Source organism: Meiothermus sp., from assembly GCF_025060375.1.
Classification (GTDB): domain Bacteria; phylum Deinococcota; class Deinococci; order Deinococcales; family Thermaceae; genus Meiothermus.
Genome location: NZ_JANXCG010000058.1, coordinates 1 through 19611 on the forward strand (window position 1 = coordinate 1; position 19611 = coordinate 19611).

Here is a 19611-nt window from a genome sequence, read left to right on the forward strand (position 1 = left end):
CTTGACCGCGGTGCCCGAGGCCGTGACCATCAGCATATTCCCCTGGCCCACGGTCTCGTAGTCCACATCAATCCCAATCACCGCATCGGCCCCGCGGGCCAGCGCAGCCTGCTCCAGCTCGGAAAGCGCAATCTCGCGGGCCTTGCGCAGCTCGGCCTCGTAGGCCCCGCTCCGACCCCCCACAATGTCCCGCACCGAGGCCAAAAGGTCGCGGAGGATGTTGGCCCCCAGGATGGCCTCGCCAAAGACCACGTCCAGGTACTCGGTTATCCGATAGCCTTCAAGCTGGCTCGAGGTGCTGAGGATGATCCTTCGGCGCATCAGAACCCCCCACAGAGCATACCCGAAGCCAGGGGCGCTCGGGTCATCCGGGCTCTAGCCCCCGGTGAGGGGCTCGAGCCGGAACCAGTAGACAAAGCGCCGCTCGCCCTCTTCCCATACGTAGTCCACCGCGGCCACCCGGTAAGGCCCCAGGGCGCGCCAGCAGTTCACCCCCTCGCGCAGGAAGACCTGCATGGGGTGCTGGGTAGATAGGGCCACCAGCAGCCTTCGGTTCCCCCCCACGGGCTGCTGGTGGCCCGAAAGCCCCTCGCCCGGGTACAAGATGACCCCTCCCGGCAGAAAGCGGTTGTTGTAGCCCGACTCACCCCGGTCCACCAGCAGGCTGTTCTGCCCGATGCCCCGCAGGGTTTTGTGCTCTTTGAGCACCTCTCTCCAGCTCAAGCAGCGCTTGACACCCATCTTGGCAGCCGCTATTATCCTATCTGCCTGTTCGGACGACCCCGCAACAGGGAGTGCTCCGGTGGTGTAGCTGGTCAACATACCCGCCTGTCACGCGGGAGATCGCGGGTTCAAGTCCCGTCCGGAGCGCCAGCCCTGCCAAGGTAGCTCAGTTGGTAGAGCATGCGACTGAAAATCGCAGTGTCGGCGGTTCGATTCCGCCCCTTGGCACCACAAGCACAGGTCCTGGGCCCCGCCGGCTGGGTGCGTCTACCCCAGCCAGCGGCGAATTCCTTTTTGCCAAATCCACTAGCGGTCCGGTGCACCCAGCTGGAGAACCAGTTCCCAAAGCCCCGCCGCGCCCACCACCGCCACCAGCGTCAGAATGGCCCAAGCCCCTAGGATCTCAACCAAAGCGGGGGCCTCCGTACGCCACAGGCCTGGCCTTAGCACCGCTCGAGCCGAGAGCAAGGCCGCCAAGAGGGCCAGGATAACCCACACAAACCCTGGCATACTACCCTTAGGGTAGCCGCTCTGCGGCCCTGGGGATGTGCGAAATGAACCCAACCGCCGACCCTTCCCTGCCCATCTACGCCGCTCTGCCCGCCATTCGCTCAGCCCTGCGGGAAGGGCGCACACTGGTGCTGCAGGCCCCGCCAGGGGCAGGTAAGAGCACCGCGCTGCCCCTGGCCTTGCTCGAGGAGCCCTGGCTGGAGGGAAAGAGGGTCTGGATGCTCGAGCCCCGCCGCCTGGCGGCCCGCAACATCGCCGCTCGGATGTCGGCTTTGCTGAACGAGGCGGTGGGGGAAACGGTGGGCTACCGCGTGCGGTTTGAGAGCCGGGTAGGTCCCAAGACCCGCCTCGAGGTGCTCACCGAGGGGCTTCTGACCCGCCGGCTGCAACAAGACCCCCTCCTGGAGGGGGTGGGGCTGGTCATCTTCGACGAGTTCCACGAGCGCAGCCTACAGACCGACCTGGGGCTTCTGCTCTGCCGCGAAGTGCAGACCCTAAGGGAGGACCTACGCTTGCTGGTGATGTCGGCCACACTGGACGCAGAAGGGCTCGGGCGATTTCTGGGGGCACCGGTGGTGCGGGTGGAAGGCCGGGCCCACCCGGTGGAGGTGCGCTACCTAGCCTCGGACCCCCAGGGGCCCCTGGGGGGGGTGGTGGCCGCAGGGGTGAGCCGGGCGCTGCGGGAGGAGGATGGGGACGTCCTGGTCTTCCTGCCCGGGGTGGGGGAGATCCTCCAGGTGCAGAGGCTCCTCTCCGGGCGGCACCCCGGGGTCAGGGTTACCCCCCTCTACGGCGACCTGCCCCTAGCGGCCCAGCAGGAGGCCATCCTGCCCGACCCCCTTCGGCGCAGGGTGGTGCTCTCCACCTCCATCGCCGAGACCAGCCTGACCATTGAGGGCATCCGGGTAGTGGTGGACCCGGGCTACTCCAGGCTCCCCCGCTTCGACGCCAAAAGCGGCCTGACCCGACTGGAGACGGTGCGGGTAACCCGCGATGTGGCCGAGCAGCGGGCTGGAAGGGCTGGGCGGCTCGGGCCTGGGGTCTGCTACCGGCTCTACAGCGCTGCCACCTTTGCCCAGCTTCTGCCCGAGCGCAGGCCGGAGATTCTGGAGGCCGACCTGGCCCCCCTGGTGCTCGAGCTGGCGGGGTGGGGGGTTCGGGACCCCCAGGCGCTGGACTGGCTCACCCCGCCGCCCTCGGGGGCGGTGCGGCAGGCCCAGGAACTGCTGTCGGCCCTTGGAGCGCTGGAGGGAGAACGCCTCACCGAGAGGGGCCGGGCCCTGCTCGAGTGGCCCACCCACCCCCGCCTGGCCCGCCTCCTGGTGGAGGGGGCGGCCTTGGGGGAAGGGGCCCTGGCGGCAGACCTGGCCGCCCTCCTGGAAGAGCAAGACCCCTTGCAAGGGGCTGGAGCCGACCTCTCCTTGCGCCTAGAGGCCCTTCGGAAGTGGCGGCAGACCGGCCGAGCACCCCATGCTGATCCGGACGTACTGGCGCGGGTGGAGCGGCTCAGCCGGCAGTGGCGCGCCCGCCTGGGGGTGCCCCCCTCCAACCTCATCCCAGCACCTAGGGAGGTGGGCCGCCTCCTCCTCCTGGCCTACCCCGACCGGCTGGCCCAGCTCCGCCCGGGGGAGCGGTCGCGCTACCGGCTGGTAGGTGGCCGGGGGGTGCGCCTGCCCCCAGATGATCCCTTGGAGGGAGCCCCTTGGCTGGCGGTGGCCCACCTGGACGCTGGGCTGGAGGAGGGGCGCGTCTTCCTGGCGGCGGAAGTGGGCCCTGAAGCAGTGGAGCCCCTGGGAAAAAGCGTGGAGGTGCTGGAGTGGGACGAACGGCGGGGTGAACTCATCGCCGAGCGGCAGCGGCGAATTGGGTCGCTGGTGTTGGCCCGCGAGCCTTTCTCTCCCCCCTTGGAGCAAAAGGGGCCGCCCCTCTGCCGGGCGCTGAGGCGCGAGGGGTTGGGCCTTCTGCCCTGGACGGAGGAGCTGCGGCAGTGGCAGGCCCGGGTGGAGAGCCTCCGCCGCTGGCGGCCTGAGGAGGGCTGGCCCGAGGTGTCGGACAACTGGCTCCTGGAAAACCTGGAGGGCTGGCTCCTCCCTTGGCTCCTGCCGGTGCGCCGCCGGGAAGACTTCAGCCTTCTTCCTCTACGCGAAGCCCTGGAGGCCCTCCTTCCTTGGCCGCTTTCCAGTCGGCTGGAAGCCCTGGCCCCCACCCACCTGCGGGTGCCCAGCGGCTCACGCCTCCGCCTCACCTACTTTCCCGACGGAAGCCCGCCGGTTCTGGCGGTGCGGCTGCAGGAGATGTTCGGTCAGGCCGACACCCCCCGCATCAACGAGGGGCGCACCCCGGTCGTGCTCCACCTCCTATCCCCCGCTCGGCGTCCGGTTCAGGTTACGCAGGACCTGAGGAGCTTTTGGAACACCACCTACCCCGAGCTGCGCAAGGAGCTGCGCGGCCGCTACCCCAAGCACCCCTGGCCGGACGACCCCTGGCGGGCTGAGCCCACCCGTGGGCCCAAGTCCCGCTGAGGAGCCTCAGCGGCCATGCAGGGTGTCCAGCAGTGCCCTATGGATGAGGCCGTTGCTGGCCACCAGGTAGCGCTGACCCAGCCGGTAGGCCTCCCCCTCCAGGCCGGTTACCTGCCCCCCTGCCTCCAGCAGAATCCGCCAGCCCGCAGCCACATCCCAGGGGTTCAGCTTGACCTCCCAGAAGCCGTCCAGCCGCCCAGCGGCCACGTAGGCCAGGTCCAGGGCCGCCGCCCCGGGCCGGCGCACCACCAGCCCTTTGGCCAAGGCCCGCTGAAAGTAGGTCACGTTCTCGGGGTCCTCGTGCACATCGTAGGAGAAGCCGGTCGCCAGCAGGCTCCCCAAAAGCTCCCGGCGTCCCGAGACCCGGATGGGCCGCCCGTTGAGGTAGGCCCCCCCACCCTTGGTAGCGGTGAAAAGGTCCCCCCGGGCGGTGTCGAGGACCACCCCCAGAACCACCTCGCCCTGGGCCTCGAGCCCTATGCTCACCGCATAGAAGGGAAAGCCGTGGGCATAGTTCACCGTACCATCCAGCGGGTCCACAATCCAGCGGAAGGACCCTTCCCTATCCTGGCCCTGCTCCTCCCCCAGCACCACGTGGTCGGGAAATCGGCTGGTGATGAGCTCCCGGATGGCCGCCTCGGCTTCTTGGTCGGCCTGGGTTACCAGGTCGGTAGGGGTAGACTTGCTGCTTTGGCTGAAGCCCTTGGCCTGATAGTACTGGTGAATGCCCTGGGCCAAGAAGGCCGCCTCGAGGGCGGTCTGTAGGTAGAGGCGGAGCTCCATGCTCTGGATTTTATCGGCGACGCCCCCGCGTAACGCAAAGCGGCCAGGCCCGGTGCAAATAACGAACCATGAGAATCCCCCTTGGCTAACCTGGGGTTGCTGTGGAGGCCGGTCTTGCCATCCTCTGCACCCTCCTGCTGCTTGTAGTCCATTGGGGGCGGGAGCGCTGGAGTCTGGTGCCCTGGGTCATGCTCCTCTCGGCCCTCAGCCTAGCGGCGCTATCCCCCCAGGGGCCCACCCCGGCCCTGACCCTCTGCCTGCAGTCGGGGCTGCTGGCCCTGGCCGCACTGGACAACGAACGCCGCTGGAGAAGCACCCTGCTGGGCTTGCTGCTGGTCCACCTGCTGGCCCTGGGGCTCCACCTCACAAGTCCCTCCGTGCCGCTCAAGGGGACAGTGTACGTTGGGCTTCATGCCGCAACCCTGCTCCTGGGGGGATGGGCCGCGCGTTGGGCCTACGCCCGGCTGGCCCCTCAGAACCGCTTCCTGGCCATAGCAGGAGCCCTTGGGGCCTCCGTCCTCATGGACGCAGCCCTCCTGGCCGGCTGGGCAGCCCTCCTAGGGCTTGCCCTGCAGGCGCTGGTAAGCGGGGTGCTGCTCTGGGGGTACCTCGAGCGCATCCCTCCCCTCGCCGCCAACCACCCCCTGCGGGGGGCCTACGCCGCCTTGCTGCAAACCGTGGAGGCGCTGGTGAAGCAGCCGGGCGAGGATCTCTGGGCCAGGATTCTGGCCTCAGCGGTCCGGGTGGTGCCGGGGGCCCAGGCCGGCAGCATCCGGCTGCGGCAGGGCGAGCACTTTGTCTTCGTGGCGCAGGAGGGTTTCGGTGAGGGAATTCTAGGCCTGCGCAGCCACGAAGAGGAAGCCATGGCTTGGCACGGCAACCCCGAGGCCTGGCGGCAGGGTCAACCCCGGATTGCCAACCACGCCGACATCCAGCGCGTCCTCTCCTCCCACCCCCCCAACCAGGCCCTGACCCGCCGGCTGGACAGTGCCAGCCAGCAAGGCCGCATCCGCCAGATCCGCTCCAACCTGTGCCTGCCCATCCTACTGGGGGGCGAGGTGGTGGCGGAAATCAACCTGGACGCCTTCCGCGACCGGGCCTTCAACGAGCAGTCGGTCGAGGTAGCCCGGCAGTACGCCCTCCAGGTTACGGTGCTGCTGGCCGCACACCGCCAGCAGGCTGAGCTCGAGGCCCGCATCCGCGAGTTTGAGGTGATCGAGGCCCTGAGCGCGGCCCTGCGAGGCCTAAGCGGCATCCGCGAGATCACCAAGCGTCTGGTCCACGAGACCATCCGCCTGATGAAGTCAGAGCACGCCGCCCTTCTCCTCATTGAGGCGGATGGCGAACACATGCGTTGCTACGCGGCGGCTGGGTTTTTCCTGGAGGGGCGGGACTGGCGGATTCCCAAAGGGCAGGGCTTCAGCTGGGCGGCCGTGGAGGCCCGGGCGCCCATATGGAGCCACTCGGCCCACCAAGACCCCCGGGCCTTCGGGCAGTTCAAACGGCCCAAGCCCCCCTGCTCGGAGATAGCGGTACCCCTCATCAGCTCCAAGGGGGAGCCGCTAGGAGCCCTGCTCTCGGCCCGCAACGGGGTGGCCTCTTACACCGAGCGGGACTTGCGCCTGATGCAGGTGATCGGCAACATCGCCGCCAACACCCTGGAGCGGGTGCAGGCCAGCGAGAACCTAAAGGCTGAGGTCGCCGAGAAAACCGCCTTGCTGGAACTCTCGCAGATGCTGGGGGGCAGCGACGCCTCCTTGCCCCGGGCCCTAGGCGAGATTCGCCGGCTGGCCCATGCTGACGCCGCAGGCCTTTGGGTACGCGAAGGCCAGACTTTCCGCCTGCGGGTCCTGGAGGGCCATCTGGCCCCGGAGATAAAGGAGCAGCTGCTCGAGCCGGTGCCCGTGGAACACCCCCTAGCCCAGCGGGTCTTTTCAGGCGAGGTAGTCCAGGTAGGGGACACGCTGAACCACCCCCACTTCCAGACCCACGCCCAAGCAGGCCTCCGCGGGATCTACCTGAGGCGGGTGGTGCAGGAGCCCGAGCTGGAAGCTGGGCTGGCCCTTTTCCGGCTCGAGCCCGGTCCGGGCTGGAGCCCCTCAGAGGAGCGCCTGCTCCAAGGGGCCACTCAGATGCTGGGGGCCCTCCTCCTGCGGCTGGAGCGCACCCGGCAGCTCGAGGCCGCCTATGAAGGGGCGCTTAGGGCCATCGGGCTGGCCCTGGAGGCCCGCGACCGGGAGACCGCAGGGCACACCGACAGGGTGGCGGCCATGGCCGAGGCCCTGGGAAGGGCCTTGGGGCTGAGCGATACCGAGCTGCGGGACCTACGCTGGGGGGCCTACTTGCACGATGTGGGCAAGCTGGTCATCCCCGACAGCATCCTGCTCAAACCGGGCAAGCTCACCCCTGAGGAGTTCAGCACCATGAAGACCCACGTCCAGCTCGGCGACAGCCTGGTGCGGCACCTGCCCTTCGTCCCGGAGGGCGCCCGGCAGGTGGTCCGCCATCACCACGAACGCTGGGACGGCCGGGGCTACCCCGACGGGCTCCAGGGTGAGCGGATACCCCTTTTGGCCCGCATCTTCGCAGTTTGCGACGTGTTTGACGCGCTCTGTTCAGAACGTCCCTACAAACCTGCCCTGCCCATCCCGCAAGCCGTACAGGAGCTGCGACGAAGCGCCCAGAACGGACACCTAGACCGCCGGCTGGTGGAGGTCTTCCTCGAGCTCCAGGGCCTGGAGGGAGCACTCCGGGCCTCCCAAGCGGCCGACTAGACCCGTTGTTCTGGTCACGCTCCTGGTTGCTCTTTGCGTTATGATGGGGCCAATGGCCGAATTTTCGCGGGATTTACTGGGGCTAGAACAACGCATCGTCATGGTCACCGGGGCGGGTCGGGGTTTCGGACGCTCCATCGCCCGCTCTTATGCCCGAAACGGCGCCACCGTCATCACCGTGGACCCCGACGTGGAAATGGCCACCGCCGTGGCCTCGGAGGTTGAGCAGCTGGGGGCCACGGCCATCCCCATCCGGGGGGATATGTCGGTGGTGCTCGACGTGGTGAGCACCTTCGAGAAGATCGAGGAGCTCTTTGGGATGCTGGACGGAATCGTCCACGTTACCAGCGCCGAAAGCAAAACCCCTTTCGTGGAGCTTTTAGAGGGCGAGTGGTACGACCTCTTGAACGCCGACGTAAAGTCCAGTCTGTACGTCCTGCAGCAGGGCCTGCGCTACCTGAGCGGAGGGGGCTTCGTCACCCTGGTCCTGCCCCCCCTGCAGCGGGAACAGCCCCACGTAGCGGCCATCCGGGGCGCGGTGGCCGGGCTCATCGAAGGGGCCACCCGCATCTTCCCCACCAACGTGCGGGTCAACGGAGTGGTGCCCAGCCGGGACCCGGTGAGCGAGGAGTACGACCGCTCTTTGGTGCGGGTGGCGGTGGCGCTGGGCTCCATGGTCTCAGAGGGAGTCCGGGGCCAGCTCCTGGAGGTGCTTCTACCCGAACCCCCCCACCAACCGGAGATACACGACCTCTTGAGGGAGCTCCCCTGAGCCGGTATGAACTGCCCTTTCTGTGGACATCCCGACAGCCGGGTGCTGGACTCACGCCCCTCGGACGAGGGCTCGGTAATCCGGCGCCGCCGGGAGTGCCCCGCCTGTAAACGCCGCTTCACCACCTACGAACGGGCCCAGGTGGAGCCCCTGGTGGTCATCAAGCGCTCAGGGAGAAAGGAAACCTTCGACCCAAACAAGCTTCTTCGCGGCTTGACCCTCGCCGCTCGCAAGCGCCCTATTGACCCTGCAGTGCTGCAGGAGTTCGCTTTCAGCTTCGAGGACACCGTCAAGGAAATGGAGATCACCTCCGAGGAGATCGGCCTGCGCTCGCTGGCCTTCCTAAAAGAGCTTGACCCAGTGGCCTACATCCGCTTCGCCTCCGTTTACCGGGAGTTCGACAGCCTGGAAAACTTCATCGAGGAGGTACGCAAACTCGAAGGCCAGAGCAGCCCCAAGGCCTCAAGCACCGAGGAGCCGCCTAACCTGGACGACGAGGCCAAGCTGGGAACAGTCTAGTCCCCACCGCGGCCCGCCAGCGGCGGTAGAGCCATATGGAGACCCAGATGGTGCCCAGAGCCAGAAGCTGCAACAGGGTGCCCAGCCAGGGGTTTTGGGTGACGGTCCAGTAGTCCATCAGGTTATAAAGGGGCACCATAACCAGAAGGTGCCAGGTAAAAGTCCACAGGGAGGCCGAACCCAGCGGTAGGAGAAACGGACCCACCGCGCGGTTCAATGGATGCCAAAACCAGGTAACGAGGATGTAAAAGGCCTGCAGGAAGAGGGCCACCAGCAGGAGCCGCGGCCAGACCAAAGCCTCGGTGTGCTCCTGTCCCAGGGTAGCCCGGTCCAACCCGGGGAACCATCCACGGGCATGGGCGAGAACCAGGAGGGCCGCAGCAAGCAGGACGAAAACCCCTAGACCATCGCGCAGGTGAGGTCTTTGAGCCCAGAAGCGGGCCAACGCCGGGCGGTGGAAGCCAATGACCAAGCCGGTGAAGAAAAGAACCTGCCACGCGGCCGCCTTGAAGACCGAAGCGATGGGTACACCCACCACCTGGGGGAACACCTGGCTCAGCCCATAGAGCACACCCGCCGCCAGCAGCACCACCCAGGCCCGCCGGCGGTAGAGGAACCAGAAGGCCAGGGGGGCGAAGAGCATGTAGAGCACGTAGAGGCCAAGTATCTCCGAGCCGTTGTACCCGTTTTGCAGGGTCAGCACACCAGCCACAAACTCCAGTAGGTTTTGCCGCCTGTCCCAAGGGTCGTACCAAACCTTGAGCCCCAGCAGGCTCAGGCCCACAAACCCCAGGGCGATTAGGACAGCAGTGCGGTAGAGCACCAAGAGCCTCGAGAGGGCCCGCTCCACGGACTGCAGAAAGGTCTGGCAGCTCGCCAGCAAACCCAGGGTAAAGCCAGAGATGAAGTAGAACCCCTCTGCGGCGCTGATATAGAAGTTGAGGCGGCCAGAGAAGACGTACAGAAACGATTCTCCGCCTATGTGGTCTATGGCCATGGCGAAGAGGCAAAACCCCCTCAGCCAGTCAATGCGAAGGTCGCGCCCACCTTGGTCTTGATACACCCAGGACGATAGCCGAGAGAGCATATACTGACCAGCATAGACCCGCTGGCCCACTTCCCTGGGTCAAACGACGCCACATCATGCTCCGCAAGCTTCGCACCCTCATCTCCGTCTGGTACGCCTACTTCCTGGAATACCGAGCCGAGGTACTCCTTTGGGCCCTTGCGGCCGTGCTGCCCTTGGTCCTGATGGGGGTCTGGACCAAGGCTGCTGAAGGAGGAGATTTTTCCCTCTCGGCCCCTGAGTTTGCCCGCTACTTCTTGTGCGTTTTTCTGGTACGGCAGCTCACCATCATCTGGGTAATCTGGGAGTTTCAGGAGGACGTGGTGCAGGGGCGGCTCTCGTTCAAGCTGCTCAAACCCATAGACCCCAGCTTGGACTACCTGGCGCAGCACTTGGGTGAGCGGCTAACCCGGCTACCCTTTGGACTCCTCATCGTGGGAGTGTTTTTGCTCATCTACCCGCAGGCCCGGTTCGTGCCCGAGGCAGAAGGGCTGTTGCTGGGCCTGGCCGCCTCGGTGGCTGCCTTTTTGCTGCGCTTCCTGATGCAGTACACCTTCGCCCTGCTCTGCTTTTGGACAGAGCGGGGAGCAGCGGTGGAAGAGCTGTGGTTCGTGGCCTATCTCTTCCTCTCTGGGCTCATTGCCCCCCTTTCGGTCTTCCCAGAGGCGGTGCGGAGCCTGGCCCTGCTGACCCCTTTTCCCTACCTGGTCTACTTCCCCGCTTCCCTCATCGCGGGCCTACCGGTCTCCGGGGGAGTGGTTCAGGGATTTGCGGTGCTGGGCGTCTGGTTCGTGGTGTTCTGGGTTCTGAACCGCTGGCTTTGGCGAAAAGGGTTGAAGCAGTTCTCCGCCATGGGGGCCTAGCTACCTGCCCTCCCCCTCTCCGGCCTCCCCAGGACCGGGGTTGGGGGACGTACCCACGCCAGCCCAGGCGTACGAGGAGCGCAGCAGCTCGAGGTCCTTTTGGTCAACCACCCCATCCCCGCTGAGGTCGCCCTCCAGCCGCTGCGCCGGGGCGCTGGGAGCAGGCGGGGTCTGAGAAGTGGGCGGCGGGGGGTTAGGGCTCGGCGGGGCGGAGGGACCTCCCTCCCCGGAAGGCGGCGCTATGGCGCCCTGGGAAGAGCCGCCCTCGCCCTGAGGTGGGGTGGCCGGGGCGGCCTGGGGGGGAAGGCGGCGGCCCCAGTTTCGAGCAATGGCTTCCAGGTCGCTGTACCTGTACCGGCCCGAGCTGGGCGTGCGCTCCAGGTTCACCGGGCTGCCTGCAAGCTTCCCATTCTTATCGTAAAAGACCACCTTTATATCCCGGAAGCTAAGCTCAGGGCGCACCCTCTGGTCAGGGGCCGGAACCGCGGTGAAGCGGAAGGCCTCAAAGTCCTTGCGCGGGCCTGTGAAAGCCGCGTCTATGTCCAGCAGGCCGCGGGCCTCGTCGTAGCGCAGCACGTACAGCACGGCGCTGTCTGCCTTGAAGCTTTCCGCAGAGAACCTAAGGCCCCTAAGGGGTATCTGGGCTTGGAACCCCCGGGCCTCCCGCTGGCGCACCCGGAAGAGGTAAGGGAAAGGATCGGCGACCTCTGAGAGGGGGAAGACCTGCTCGAGCCTTGGCGGCGGGGTATCCCCGATGACCAAGGTGACTTTCTGCGTGCGGCTTGAGAGGTTGGCGTCCTCCACGCTCACAATGAGCTCGAAGCTGCCCTTCTCCTGCGGCGTTCCGCTCAAGCGCCCACCGCTGTAGGTAAGCCCTTTGGGTAGGTTGCCCTCCAGGGTAAACCTGTAGGGCCGCACCCCGCCGTCGGCGGTCAGGGTGGCGCTGTAGGGCTCGTCCACGTAGCCGGTCTCGAAGCGTACGGTGAGGCGGAGGGGCTGACGGGTCTGATTGTTTTGGCTGTCGGACCCACAAGCGGAGAGCAGCAAGAGCATCCCCCAAACCCACAGGCGCATGGCCCCAGTTTAGAACCTGAGGACGGGAGAGCGGGATTGAGGAAACGCTCATGCGCCCCAAATAACGCCCCTCTTCACGTAAATTGGTAGAGCATGATTAAGCCCGACTGGTGGATTCGCGAAAAGGCCCGGCAGGGAATGATAGAGCCTTTTGAAGAGCGCTTGGTGCGCGAAGGCGTGATTAGCTACGGCCTCTCGAGCTTTGGCTACGATCTGCGAGCAGCCCGGGAGTGGAAAATCTTCGCCAACGTCTTCCACACCATCGCCGATCCCAAGGGCCTAGACCCCAAAAGCTTCGTGGACTACGAAGGGGACGAGGTCATCATCCCGCCCAATTCCTTCGTTTTGGCCCGAAGCGTGGAATACATCCGCATGCCCGAAAACGTGATGGCCATAGCCATCGGCAAAAGCACCTACGCCCGGGTAGGCATCGTGGCCAACATCACCCCCTTGGAACCCGGCTGGGAAGGGCACGTTACCCTAGAGTTTTCCAACACCACCCCTCTGCCCGCCAAGATGTACGCTGGGGAAGGGGTAGTCCAGCTCGTGTTCTTCGAGGGGGAGCGCCCCGAAGTAACCTACCGCGACCGAAACGGCAAGTACCAGGGCCAGCGGGGCATCACCCTACCTAGGATATGAGCTTCCCTCCCCGCGCCAATCCGCCTGGGGCGTGCGCGAAGCCTAGCTCTGCTGGCGCAGCCAGGCTTAGCCCGATAGACTGGTCGGGATGCGCGTCGCCTTGACCATCGCTGTCCTCTTGGCCATGGCCTTGGCCGGGCTCTTCTTGTGGCCGGGGAGGGGCGGTTTGGACGGCATTTTTGGAGGGAGCATGAAGGCCCTACCCTACAAATCCGAAAGGCCCGTCACCCAGTTTGCCAAGCCCGAGCAGGTTATAGACCCGAAATTCGACTACTACGCCGAAATCGAGACCACCAAGGGGCGCTTCGGTATAGACCTCTACGAGCAGGAGGCCCCCATCACGGTTAACTCCTTCGTGTTTCTGGCCCTGCACCGCTACTTTGAGGGCGTCGTGTTCCACCGGGTGATTCCGGGATTTGTAGCCCAGACCGGCGACCCCACCGGCACAGGCATGGGCGGTCCTGGCTACCGGTTCGGCCTCGAGGTAACCCCCAAGCTCAACTACGACAGGAAGGGCGTCGTGGGGATGGCCCGAACCATGGACCCCAATTCCAACGGCAGCCAGTTCTTCATCACCTACGCCCCCATCCCCAACCTAAACCAGCAGTACACCATCTTCGGCCAAGTGGTGGAGGGAATGGAGGTGGTGGAGCGCATCGCCCCTACCGAAGGCCCTATGGCTAGAGGGGAACGGGACCGGATTCTCTCGGTGAGGATTTTCGTCAAGGCGCGGTAGAAAGCCCTCCCGAATGGTACCCGAAGGCACCCGCTACTTTCTGCCCCCCGAGGCCCGGCTGCGCCGGGAGATGGAGGAAAGGCTTTTCCGCCTGCTGTTCGCCTGGGGGTACGAGCCCGTGGAGCTACCCGCGCTGGAGTTTTACGACCCCAGCCATCCCCTGGCCGAGCGGGCCTTCAAGCTGGTGGACAAGACCGGGGAGGTCCTGGCGCTGCGGTCGGAGTTCACCACCGCAGTGGCCGGCCTTCTGCGGAGCAACGGCGGCCCTCCTTCAAACCGCCCCGTGCGGTTGCAGTACGCCGGGACGCTTTGGCTGCGCGAGGCCACTGCCGAGCTGGGCAGAAGCCGGGAGTTTCGCCAGGTGGGAGCTGAGCTGGTAGGGGTGAGCAGCCCCCAGGCCGACGCGGAGGTGCTCGAGCTGGCCTGGGAGTGCCTGAAGGAGGTGGGCTTTCCTGAGGCCAGGATTGAGGTGGGGCTGCCCGCCCTGGTGCGCGACCTCCTGGAGGCCACAGGCCTACCTGAGGACAGAAAGGAACGCCTGCGGCAGGCCATCCACCGCAAGAACTCCCCCGAGCTGAGCGCCTTGCTGGAGGCCTATGGGGTTTATCCTGAGCTAGCCCGGACCCTTCTGGCCCTGCCCGACCTGTACGGGGGGCGGGAGGTGTTGGAGGAGGCCCGCAGACTGCCCCTGTCCAGCAAAGCCCGGGCCGACTTGGACTGGCTCGAGGCGGTGCTCAACCTCCTGCCCGAGGTGCCCTTGCTCCTGGATTTGGGCCGGGCCCGGCTGCTTGGCTTCTACACTGGCCTCAACTTCCAGGCCTATACCCCCGACTTCGGCCTCCCTTTGCTGGGAGGAGGCCGCTACGACGGGGCCCTCCTCCCCTACGCGGTAGGGTTTGCGCTGGGGCTGGAAAGGGTGATGGAGGCCCTGCGCCTCCCCACCTCGGAAACCCCTCCCCAGGCGCTGGCGCTGGACAGGGACCTGGCCCGGAGGCTCCGGGAGGAAGGCCTGCGGGTGGAGCTAGCCTGGACAAGCGACCTGGAGGAACTTCGGGCCTACGCTCGACAGCGGGGCATCCGCTGGCTGGCGCTGGAGGGAAGGCTGGAGGAACTCGCCCCTGCCTAGCCCCTCCCTTGCCTCGGTATACCAAAAAGGGTAGCATGACCCCAAGCCTATGCTGGCACCCCAGACCGAGGAAGCCTACCGCCGCCTCAGGCGCATGATCCTTTCGCTGGAACTCAGACCCGGGGAGCCCCTGGTGGAGCGCAGGTTGGAAGAACGGCTAGGGGTCTCCCGCACACCCATCCGTGCGGCCCTGCAGCAGCTTGCCCGCGAGGGGCTGGCCGTGCGCGCAGGCCGGGTCTTCGTGGTAGCCCCGCTGGACCTAGCTGAGCTCGAGGAGGCCTTCGAGTTCCGCACCTGGCTCGAAACCCAGGTGGTTCGGGTAGCCGCAAGCCGCAAGCCCAACGCGCGGGAGCTCAAGGAACTCCTGGCCTCCCTGGAGGCCGACCTTGACCCCGAGGTAGAGCTGGAGAAGGCCACCGACTTCCACCTGGCCCTGGCCCGGCTCACCGGAAACCGGTTCGTGGTGGCCTCGCTGGCCCAGGTCCTGGGGCGCATCTACCGGGCCCGCTACCTGGAGATCACCCGGCCCCACGGGGCCGAGGCGGCGCAAAGCGACCACCTAGCCCTAATTGAGCTGGTCCAGCAGGGCAAGGGAGAGGAGGCCGCGGCTTTTATGCAGCAGCACCTCGAGCGCTCCCGCTTGGCCCTCCTGCAAGGCCTGGAGGGCTCCGCTCTGCTGGCTCGCTCTTGACGAACGTGAGAGGATGAGTAGAATCTAGGCACTTGAGAGCCTATCCAGAAAGCCGGAGGTGTTCTGATGAGATGGGTGGTTGCAACAACGCTGGTAGCACTTGTGGGAAGCGGGCTGGCCCAGTTTACTCCCCGGAGTCCTGAGTGCATTGCCCCGGCAGGCGCTGGGGGGGGATGGGACTTCACCTGCCGCAGCGTGGCTCAGGTCATGCTCGACCTAAAGATTATCCCCCAGCCCATGAGGGTCACCAACATGACCGGCGGCGGGGGTGGGGTGGCCTACGCCAACGTGGTCACCCAGCGAAACAATGACCCCAACCTAATCGTGGCGGCCAGCCCGGCCACCACAGTGCGTTTGGCCCAGGGGCAGTACAGCCGCTTCACCGAACGGGATGTGCGCTGGCTGGGCGCCATCGCCGCCGACTTTGGCCTGGTGGCGGTTAAGGCCGACGCCCCTTGGCGCAGCATGCAGGAGCTGGTGGCTGCCTGGAAAGCTGACCCGGCCAAAATTGCGGTGGGTGGGGGCAGCGCGGTGGGTGGTCAGGACCACATGAAGGTGCTCCTGCTGGGGCGTGCGGCGGGAATTGAGCCCCGGAACATCAAGTACGTGCCCTTTGACGGGGGTGGTGAAGCCTTGACCTCGCTTCTGGGAGGTTTCATACAGGTTTTTGCCGGTGATGCCTCTGAACTTCGGGCGCAGGTCCAAGCCGGCACAGTGCGGGTCCTCGGGGTAATGGCCCCCCGGCGTCTGGAGGGGGTTTACGCCAACATTCCCACCCTGAGGGAACTCGGCTACAACGTGGATTGGGTGGTCTGGCGAGGCTTTTACGCCCCCAAGAACATGCCTATTGAGGCCTATGAGTTCTGGGTGCAGGCCCTGCGGCAGGTGGAGCGCAGCCCGGAATGGGCCAGGGTGCGCGAACAGAACGCTCTGGGGAAGTTCTCCATGGTGGGGGCTGAGTTCCAGGTCTTCGTAGACCGGCAGGTGAACCAATTCCGCAACCTCTCCCGGGAGCTGGGCATTATCCGCTAGCCGCCCGCTGCAGCCGGTGGCCGAGGCCCAACACCCCACCTTGGGCCGCCGGCTGCAAGCTACTGGGGTGTTTCTATGACCGACCGCGTTGTGGGCTTTTTTCTCCTCCTGTTGGCCACCGGGTACGCCCTCGAGGCAGCCCGAATGGAGGTGAGCTTCTTCACCGACCCCCTGGGCCCCCGGCCCTTTCCCTACATCATCGCAGCCTTGATGGGGCTGTCCTCCTTGTGGCTTATCGCCAAGCCCGATCCTGAACCCGCCTGGCCCCCCCGCCGCTTCTGGCTGGTGCTGGGGTTGGTCCTCCTGAGCCTGGTGGCCTACGCCCACCTGGTGGTTCCCCTGGGCTTTGTGGTTGCTACCACCCTTGAGATGACCCTTCTCTCCCGGCTCTTCGGTGCCCGGCTAGGGGCAGGGTTTCTGAGCGCTCTGGCCTTCAGCCTGGGGGTATACCTCCTCTTCACCGAGGTCCTGGGCGTCGGCCTGCCCGTAGGGCGGCTCTTCGGATGACGTATGGATATCCTACAAGCCCTGCTCAATGGCTTCGGGGTAGCGCTGGCCCCCGTAAACCTTCTCCTGGTATTCCTGGGCTGCTTGGTGGGCACCCTTATCGGGGTCCTACCTGGCATCGGTCCCATCAGCGGGGTGGCCCTCCTGGTGCCGCTCACCTTTGCCCTCAAGCTTCCCCCAGAGTCGGCCCTGATTCTGCTGGCCGGTATCTACTACGGGGCCATGTACGGGGGCTCTACCACCAGCATCCTGCTCAACATTCCCGGCGAGACCTCCTCGGTGGTCACCGCCATAGACGGCCATAAGCTGGCCAAACAGGGCAAGGCTGGCCCGGCCCTAGCGATGGCCGCCTGGGCATCGTTCATCGCCGGCACGCTCTCGGTCCTGGGGCTCATGACTCTAGGACCGCTGCTGGCCCAGTGGGCCATACGCTTCGGCCCCGCTGAGTACTTCGCCCTGATGGTCTTCGGCTTTTCTACCCTCTCGGCCCTGGCGGGGAAAAACCTCTTCAAAGCCCTAGCCGCAACCGGCTTCGGGCTGATGTTGGCCACGGTGGGCCAAGACCCTCAGTCTGGGATAGCCCGCTACACCTTTGGGGTAATGCAGCTTGAGGACGGGATGGACTTCCTGGTAGTGGCCATCGGCCTTTTTGCAGTCAGCGAGGTGCTGGTGCTTCTGGAGGAAAAGGCCCCCGGGGCCGTGCAAGCCCAGGTAGGGCGCATCTACCTCTCGCTGCGGGACTTCCTGACCTCCCTGGCCACCATTCTGCGCAGCAGCGTGATGGGCTTCTTGATCGGCATCCTTCCAGGTGCAGGGGCCTCCATTGCTAGCTTCGTGGCCTACACCACCGAGAAGCGGATTCTTGGCCCCAAGGGCCGCCTGGGCGAGGGCGACCTGCGGGGGGTGGCTGCCCCTGAATCAGCCAACAACGCGGCAGCGGGCGGGGCCTTAATCCCCCTCCTCACCCTGGGCCTTCCCGGCAGCGGCACCACCGCCATCATGCTAGGAGCTTTGATGAACCTGGGGGTTACCCCAGGGCCACAGATGTTCCAGACCCACCCGCAGGTAGTCTGGGGGCTTATCGCCTCTATGTACGTGGGCAACGCGGTCCTGCTTCTTTTGAACCTGCCCCTGGTGGGCCTTTTTGTGCGGCTTTTATCGGTTCCCGCCTGGTTCCTAATCCCAGCGGTACTGGCCATCAGCTTCGTCGGGGTCTATGCGGTCAACAACAACCCTTTTGACCTCCTCCTGATGGCGGTTTTCGGGCTGATAGGCTACCTGATGCGAAAGCTTGACTTTCCCCTGGCCCCGGTTCTGCTGGGGCTGGTGCTTGGCTACCTGATGGAAATCAACCTGCGTCGGGCCATGACCATCAGCAGCGGCGACGTGGGCTACCTTTTCAGCAGCCCCATCGCCATCGCGCTCTGGCTCCTGGCCGGACTCTCGCTGCTCAGCCCCTTGCTCATAGCCCGTCTGGGTAGGAGAAGGCTGGGGGATGAGGAGCTGTAACGCTCCCCAGCCCGCCTTAGGCAATGGCTTCCTCAGGGGCCCAAACCCCCCTTTCCTCAAGCGCCCAGGTGGGGTACTCCCCCTTTTCCAAAAGGTGCCGTGCGTAGAGGGCAGCCAGCCTGGTATGGCGCTCGGTGCCCAGGTCGTACAAGAGGGCCACGGCAGCAGCGTCGGCCAGGGTGCGCAGGGCTTCTTTGGCCTGCCACTGGGCCTCCTCGGGGGAGAGGGTTTGCAGGCGGGCCAGGGTGCTCTCCAGCGCCGAGCGGGCCAGGCGGGCCTCCTCGCTACCGATGGCCTCCAGCCGGGCGGCAAACTCCTCGGCAAAGGGCAGGGCGGCCCCCTTGCGGAAGAGCACCTCTAAGGTGTCGAGGGCTTGCACGTTGGCCGGGCCCTCCCAGATGGGGGTGATCAGGGCCTCCCGCGCCAGCCGGGCGATGGCGAAGTCTTCCACAAAGCCCACCCCGCCAAAGAGTTCCATGGCGAGCTGGGTGCAGTAGGTGCCGTGCTCGGCGGTGCGGGCCTTGGCCAGGTGGGCCAGGAGCCGGGCGTAGTGGTAGCGCGGGCTGTAGGGCGGGGTCTCGCGCCAAGCCTCCTCCCAGGCCGCCACCGCGCGGAAGGTGAGGGCCAGCCCCCCGGCGATGCGCACCGCCAGGTCGGTCAGGTCGCGCCGGAAGAGGGGGTGCTCCTCCAGCCGCCTGCCGAAGGCCACCCGCTCCCGGGCGCGGAAGAGGGCCTCGAGCTGGGCCTTGCGGGCTAAGCCCATGGCCCCCACGGCATTGGCCAGGCGGGAGAGGGTGAGGGTCTCCAGGATGTAGTAAATCCCCTCCTCGGCCCGGCCCACCAGGTGGGCCTCGGCCCCCTCGAACTCCACCTCGCCCGAGGGCACCGCGCGGGTGGCGAGCTTGTCTTTTAGCCGGCGCACCCGGTAGTTGAGCCCGCCTTTGCTGTCCAGGCGGGGCACCAAAAACAAGGCCACCCCCTTGGGGCCGGGCGGGGCCCCCTCGGGCCGGGCCGAGACCAGGGCGTAGTCGGTGAGGCCCGCCCCGCTGGAGAAGTACTTGTCGCCGTAAAGCCGCCAGACGGCCCCCTCCGGCACCGCCCGCACCCGGTTGGCCCCCAGGTCGGAGCCCCCCTGCACCTCGGTCATCCAGGTGGCCCCAAAGGCCCGCCCGCTCAAAAGCGCTTCCTTCCAGGGGGCAAACTGCGGGGCGTACTTGTGGATGGCGTAGATGGTGGCGTTGGTGATGGTCTGGATGCAGTAGAGGCCGGGGTCGGCCAGCAGGTAGCCCAGGGCATAGTGCAGGTGCCAGCTTCCCCCCTGGTAGGGGGGGCGGTTGATGGCCGAAAGCTCGCGGTTCAAGGCCTCCTGGGCCGGCGAGAGGCGCACCCGGTCGATGCGCTCCCCGTTCAGGTTGTGCATCACCAGCACCGGGCGGGCCTCCTTGTCCACGTGGTCGGCGATGCGGTAGGCCTCGCCGCCAGCCAAAGCCCCGAAGCGCTCGAGCTCGCCCCGGTGCGCCACCCAGCCCTTCCAGAAGCGGCTGAGCACCTGGGGCAGGTCGGGGTCCAGGGTCCAGTGGTTCTTGCCGTAGGCGTAGGATTGGTGTTCCATGGGTGCCTCTAGCCTAGCTCGAGCCGATGACAGATGTCATGCGCGGGGCCTGACAGCCCACACTACCCCGCCGCGGGCCCTGGGGGCAGACTTAGGGCATAGCGGAAGCGGTGGGCCTGAAGCAGCTTCGCCTGCGGGCTTCGTCGCTGCCGC

19 protein-coding genes and 2 tRNA genes are annotated in these 19611 nt (G+C 66.2%); 14 read left to right on the forward strand and 7 right to left on the reverse strand.

What is annotated here, in order from left to right; genetic code table 11:
* On the reverse strand, positions 1 to 309 hold a 309-nt coding region (locus tag NZ849_RS07520; protein WP_295405790.1), incomplete at its 3' end, for a heavy metal-binding domain-containing protein.
* Between the two features lie 66 nt (positions 310 to 375).
* Positions 376 to 741 carry a hypothetical protein gene (locus tag NZ849_RS07525; protein ID WP_295386417.1) on the reverse strand — a complete coding sequence of 122 codons (366 nt, stop codon included), beginning with the start codon at positions 739 to 741 and terminating at the stop codon, positions 376 to 378.
* Positions 742 to 796: 55 nt separating this feature from the next.
* Here NZ849_RS07525 and NZ849_RS07530 point away from each other — a divergent pair.
* A tRNA-Asp gene (locus NZ849_RS07530) sits at positions 797 to 873 on the forward strand.
* Positions 874 to 878: 5 nt separating this feature from the next.
* Positions 879 to 954: transfer RNA gene (locus NZ849_RS07535), tRNA-Phe, on the forward strand.
* A gap of 75 nt (positions 955 to 1029) precedes the next feature.
* On the opposite strand, the gene NZ849_RS07540 is transcribed toward NZ849_RS07535, so the two are convergent.
* Positions 1030 to 1233 (reverse strand): hypothetical protein, encoded by a 204-nt coding sequence (locus tag NZ849_RS07540; protein WP_295386414.1) that lies wholly within the window; start codon positions 1231 to 1233, stop codon positions 1030 to 1032.
* Positions 1234 to 1277: 44 nt separating this feature from the next.
* On the opposite strand from NZ849_RS07540, the gene hrpB reads away from it, so the two are divergent.
* Positions 1278 to 3755, forward strand: a complete 2478-nt coding sequence (gene hrpB, locus NZ849_RS07545; protein ID WP_295405784.1) for an ATP-dependent helicase HrpB — start codon at positions 1278 to 1280, stop codon at positions 3753 to 3755.
* A gap of 6 nt (positions 3756 to 3761) precedes the next feature.
* Here hrpB and NZ849_RS07550 read toward each other — a convergent pair whose 3' ends face one another.
* Positions 3762 to 4538, reverse strand: a complete 777-nt coding sequence (locus NZ849_RS07550) for an inositol monophosphatase family protein (RefSeq protein ID WP_295386409.1) — start codon at positions 4536 to 4538, stop codon at positions 3762 to 3764.
* Between the two features lie 101 nt (positions 4539 to 4639).
* On the opposite strand from NZ849_RS07550, the gene NZ849_RS07555 reads away from it, so the two are divergent.
* The 3 genes from NZ849_RS07555 to nrdR are packed head-to-tail and all read left to right on the forward strand — an operon-like array spanning position 4640 to position 8603.
* The gene (locus NZ849_RS07555; protein ID WP_295386405.1) at positions 4640 to 7312 is read left to right on the forward strand and encodes an HD domain-containing phosphohydrolase; all 2673 of its coding nucleotides are present in this window, start codon (positions 4640 to 4642) and stop codon (positions 7310 to 7312) included.
* Positions 7313 to 7364: 52 nt separating this feature from the next.
* Positions 7365 to 8084: an SDR family NAD(P)-dependent oxidoreductase gene (locus NZ849_RS07560; protein WP_295386403.1), complete on the forward strand. Its 720-nt coding sequence runs from the start codon at positions 7365 to 7367 to the stop codon at positions 8082 to 8084.
* Positions 8085 to 8090: 6 nt separating this feature from the next.
* A complete protein-coding gene (gene nrdR / locus NZ849_RS07565) occupies positions 8091 to 8603 on the forward strand; it encodes a transcriptional regulator NrdR (protein WP_295386400.1) in 513 nt (170 codons plus the stop codon).
* Here the strand turns inward: nrdR and opgC are convergent.
* Positions 8566 to 9690, reverse strand: a complete 1125-nt coding sequence (opgC, locus tag NZ849_RS07570; protein ID WP_295405786.1) for an OpgC domain-containing protein — start codon at positions 9688 to 9690, stop codon at positions 8566 to 8568. The genes nrdR and opgC overlap by 38 nt on opposite strands.
* Positions 9691 to 9746: 56 nt before the next feature.
* Between opgC and NZ849_RS07575 the strand changes: the two genes are divergently transcribed.
* Positions 9747 to 10532 carry an ABC-2 family transporter protein gene (locus NZ849_RS07575; RefSeq protein ID WP_295386395.1) on the forward strand — a complete coding sequence of 262 codons (786 nt, stop codon included), beginning with the start codon at positions 9747 to 9749 and terminating at the stop codon, positions 10530 to 10532.
* On the opposite strand, the gene NZ849_RS07580 is transcribed toward NZ849_RS07575, so the two are convergent.
* The gene (locus tag NZ849_RS07580) at positions 10533 to 11606 is read right to left on the reverse strand and encodes a putative Ig domain-containing protein (protein ID WP_295386392.1); all 1074 of its coding nucleotides are present in this window, start codon (positions 11604 to 11606) and stop codon (positions 10533 to 10535) included.
* 93 nt (positions 11607 to 11699) lie between these two features.
* On the opposite strand from NZ849_RS07580, the gene dcd reads away from it, so the two are divergent.
* The 7 genes from dcd (at position 11700) to NZ849_RS07615 (ending at position 17846) form a co-directional block, all read left to right on the forward strand.
* The gene (dcd, locus tag NZ849_RS07585) at positions 11700 to 12245 is read left to right on the forward strand and encodes a dCTP deaminase (protein WP_295386389.1); all 546 of its coding nucleotides are present in this window, start codon (positions 11700 to 11702) and stop codon (positions 12243 to 12245) included.
* 190 nt (positions 12246 to 12435) lie between these two features.
* A complete protein-coding gene (locus NZ849_RS07590) occupies positions 12436 to 12981 on the forward strand; it encodes a peptidylprolyl isomerase (RefSeq protein ID WP_295386420.1) in 546 nt (181 codons plus the stop codon).
* A 13-nt stretch (positions 12982 to 12994) separates the two neighbouring features.
* Positions 12995 to 14107: an ATP phosphoribosyltransferase regulatory subunit gene (locus NZ849_RS07595; protein ID WP_295405788.1), complete on the forward strand. Its 1113-nt coding sequence runs from the start codon at positions 12995 to 12997 to the stop codon at positions 14105 to 14107.
* A gap of 49 nt (positions 14108 to 14156) precedes the next feature.
* On the forward strand, positions 14157 to 14798 hold the full coding sequence (locus NZ849_RS07600) for a GntR family transcriptional regulator (protein ID WP_295386382.1): 642 nt from the start codon (positions 14157 to 14159) through the stop codon (positions 14796 to 14798).
* A gap of 66 nt (positions 14799 to 14864) precedes the next feature.
* On the forward strand, positions 14865 to 15830 hold the full coding sequence (locus tag NZ849_RS07605) for a tripartite tricarboxylate transporter substrate binding protein (protein ID WP_295386379.1): 966 nt from the start codon (positions 14865 to 14867) through the stop codon (positions 15828 to 15830).
* A 75-nt stretch (positions 15831 to 15905) separates the two neighbouring features.
* Complete coding sequence (locus tag NZ849_RS07610) at positions 15906 to 16337, forward strand: tripartite tricarboxylate transporter TctB family protein (RefSeq protein WP_295386375.1); 432 nt, start codon at positions 15906 to 15908, stop codon at positions 16335 to 16337.
* 3 nt (positions 16338 to 16340) lie between these two features.
* The gene (locus NZ849_RS07615; RefSeq protein WP_295386372.1) at positions 16341 to 17846 is read left to right on the forward strand and encodes a tripartite tricarboxylate transporter permease; all 1506 of its coding nucleotides are present in this window, start codon (positions 16341 to 16343) and stop codon (positions 17844 to 17846) included.
* A 16-nt stretch (positions 17847 to 17862) separates the two neighbouring features.
* On the opposite strand, the gene NZ849_RS07620 is transcribed toward NZ849_RS07615, so the two are convergent.
* Positions 17863 to 19458, reverse strand: coding sequence for an acyl-CoA dehydrogenase family protein (locus NZ849_RS07620; protein WP_295386369.1), 1596 nt, complete (start codon positions 19456 to 19458; stop codon positions 17863 to 17865).
* Positions 19459 to 19611 lie beyond the last annotated feature (153 nt).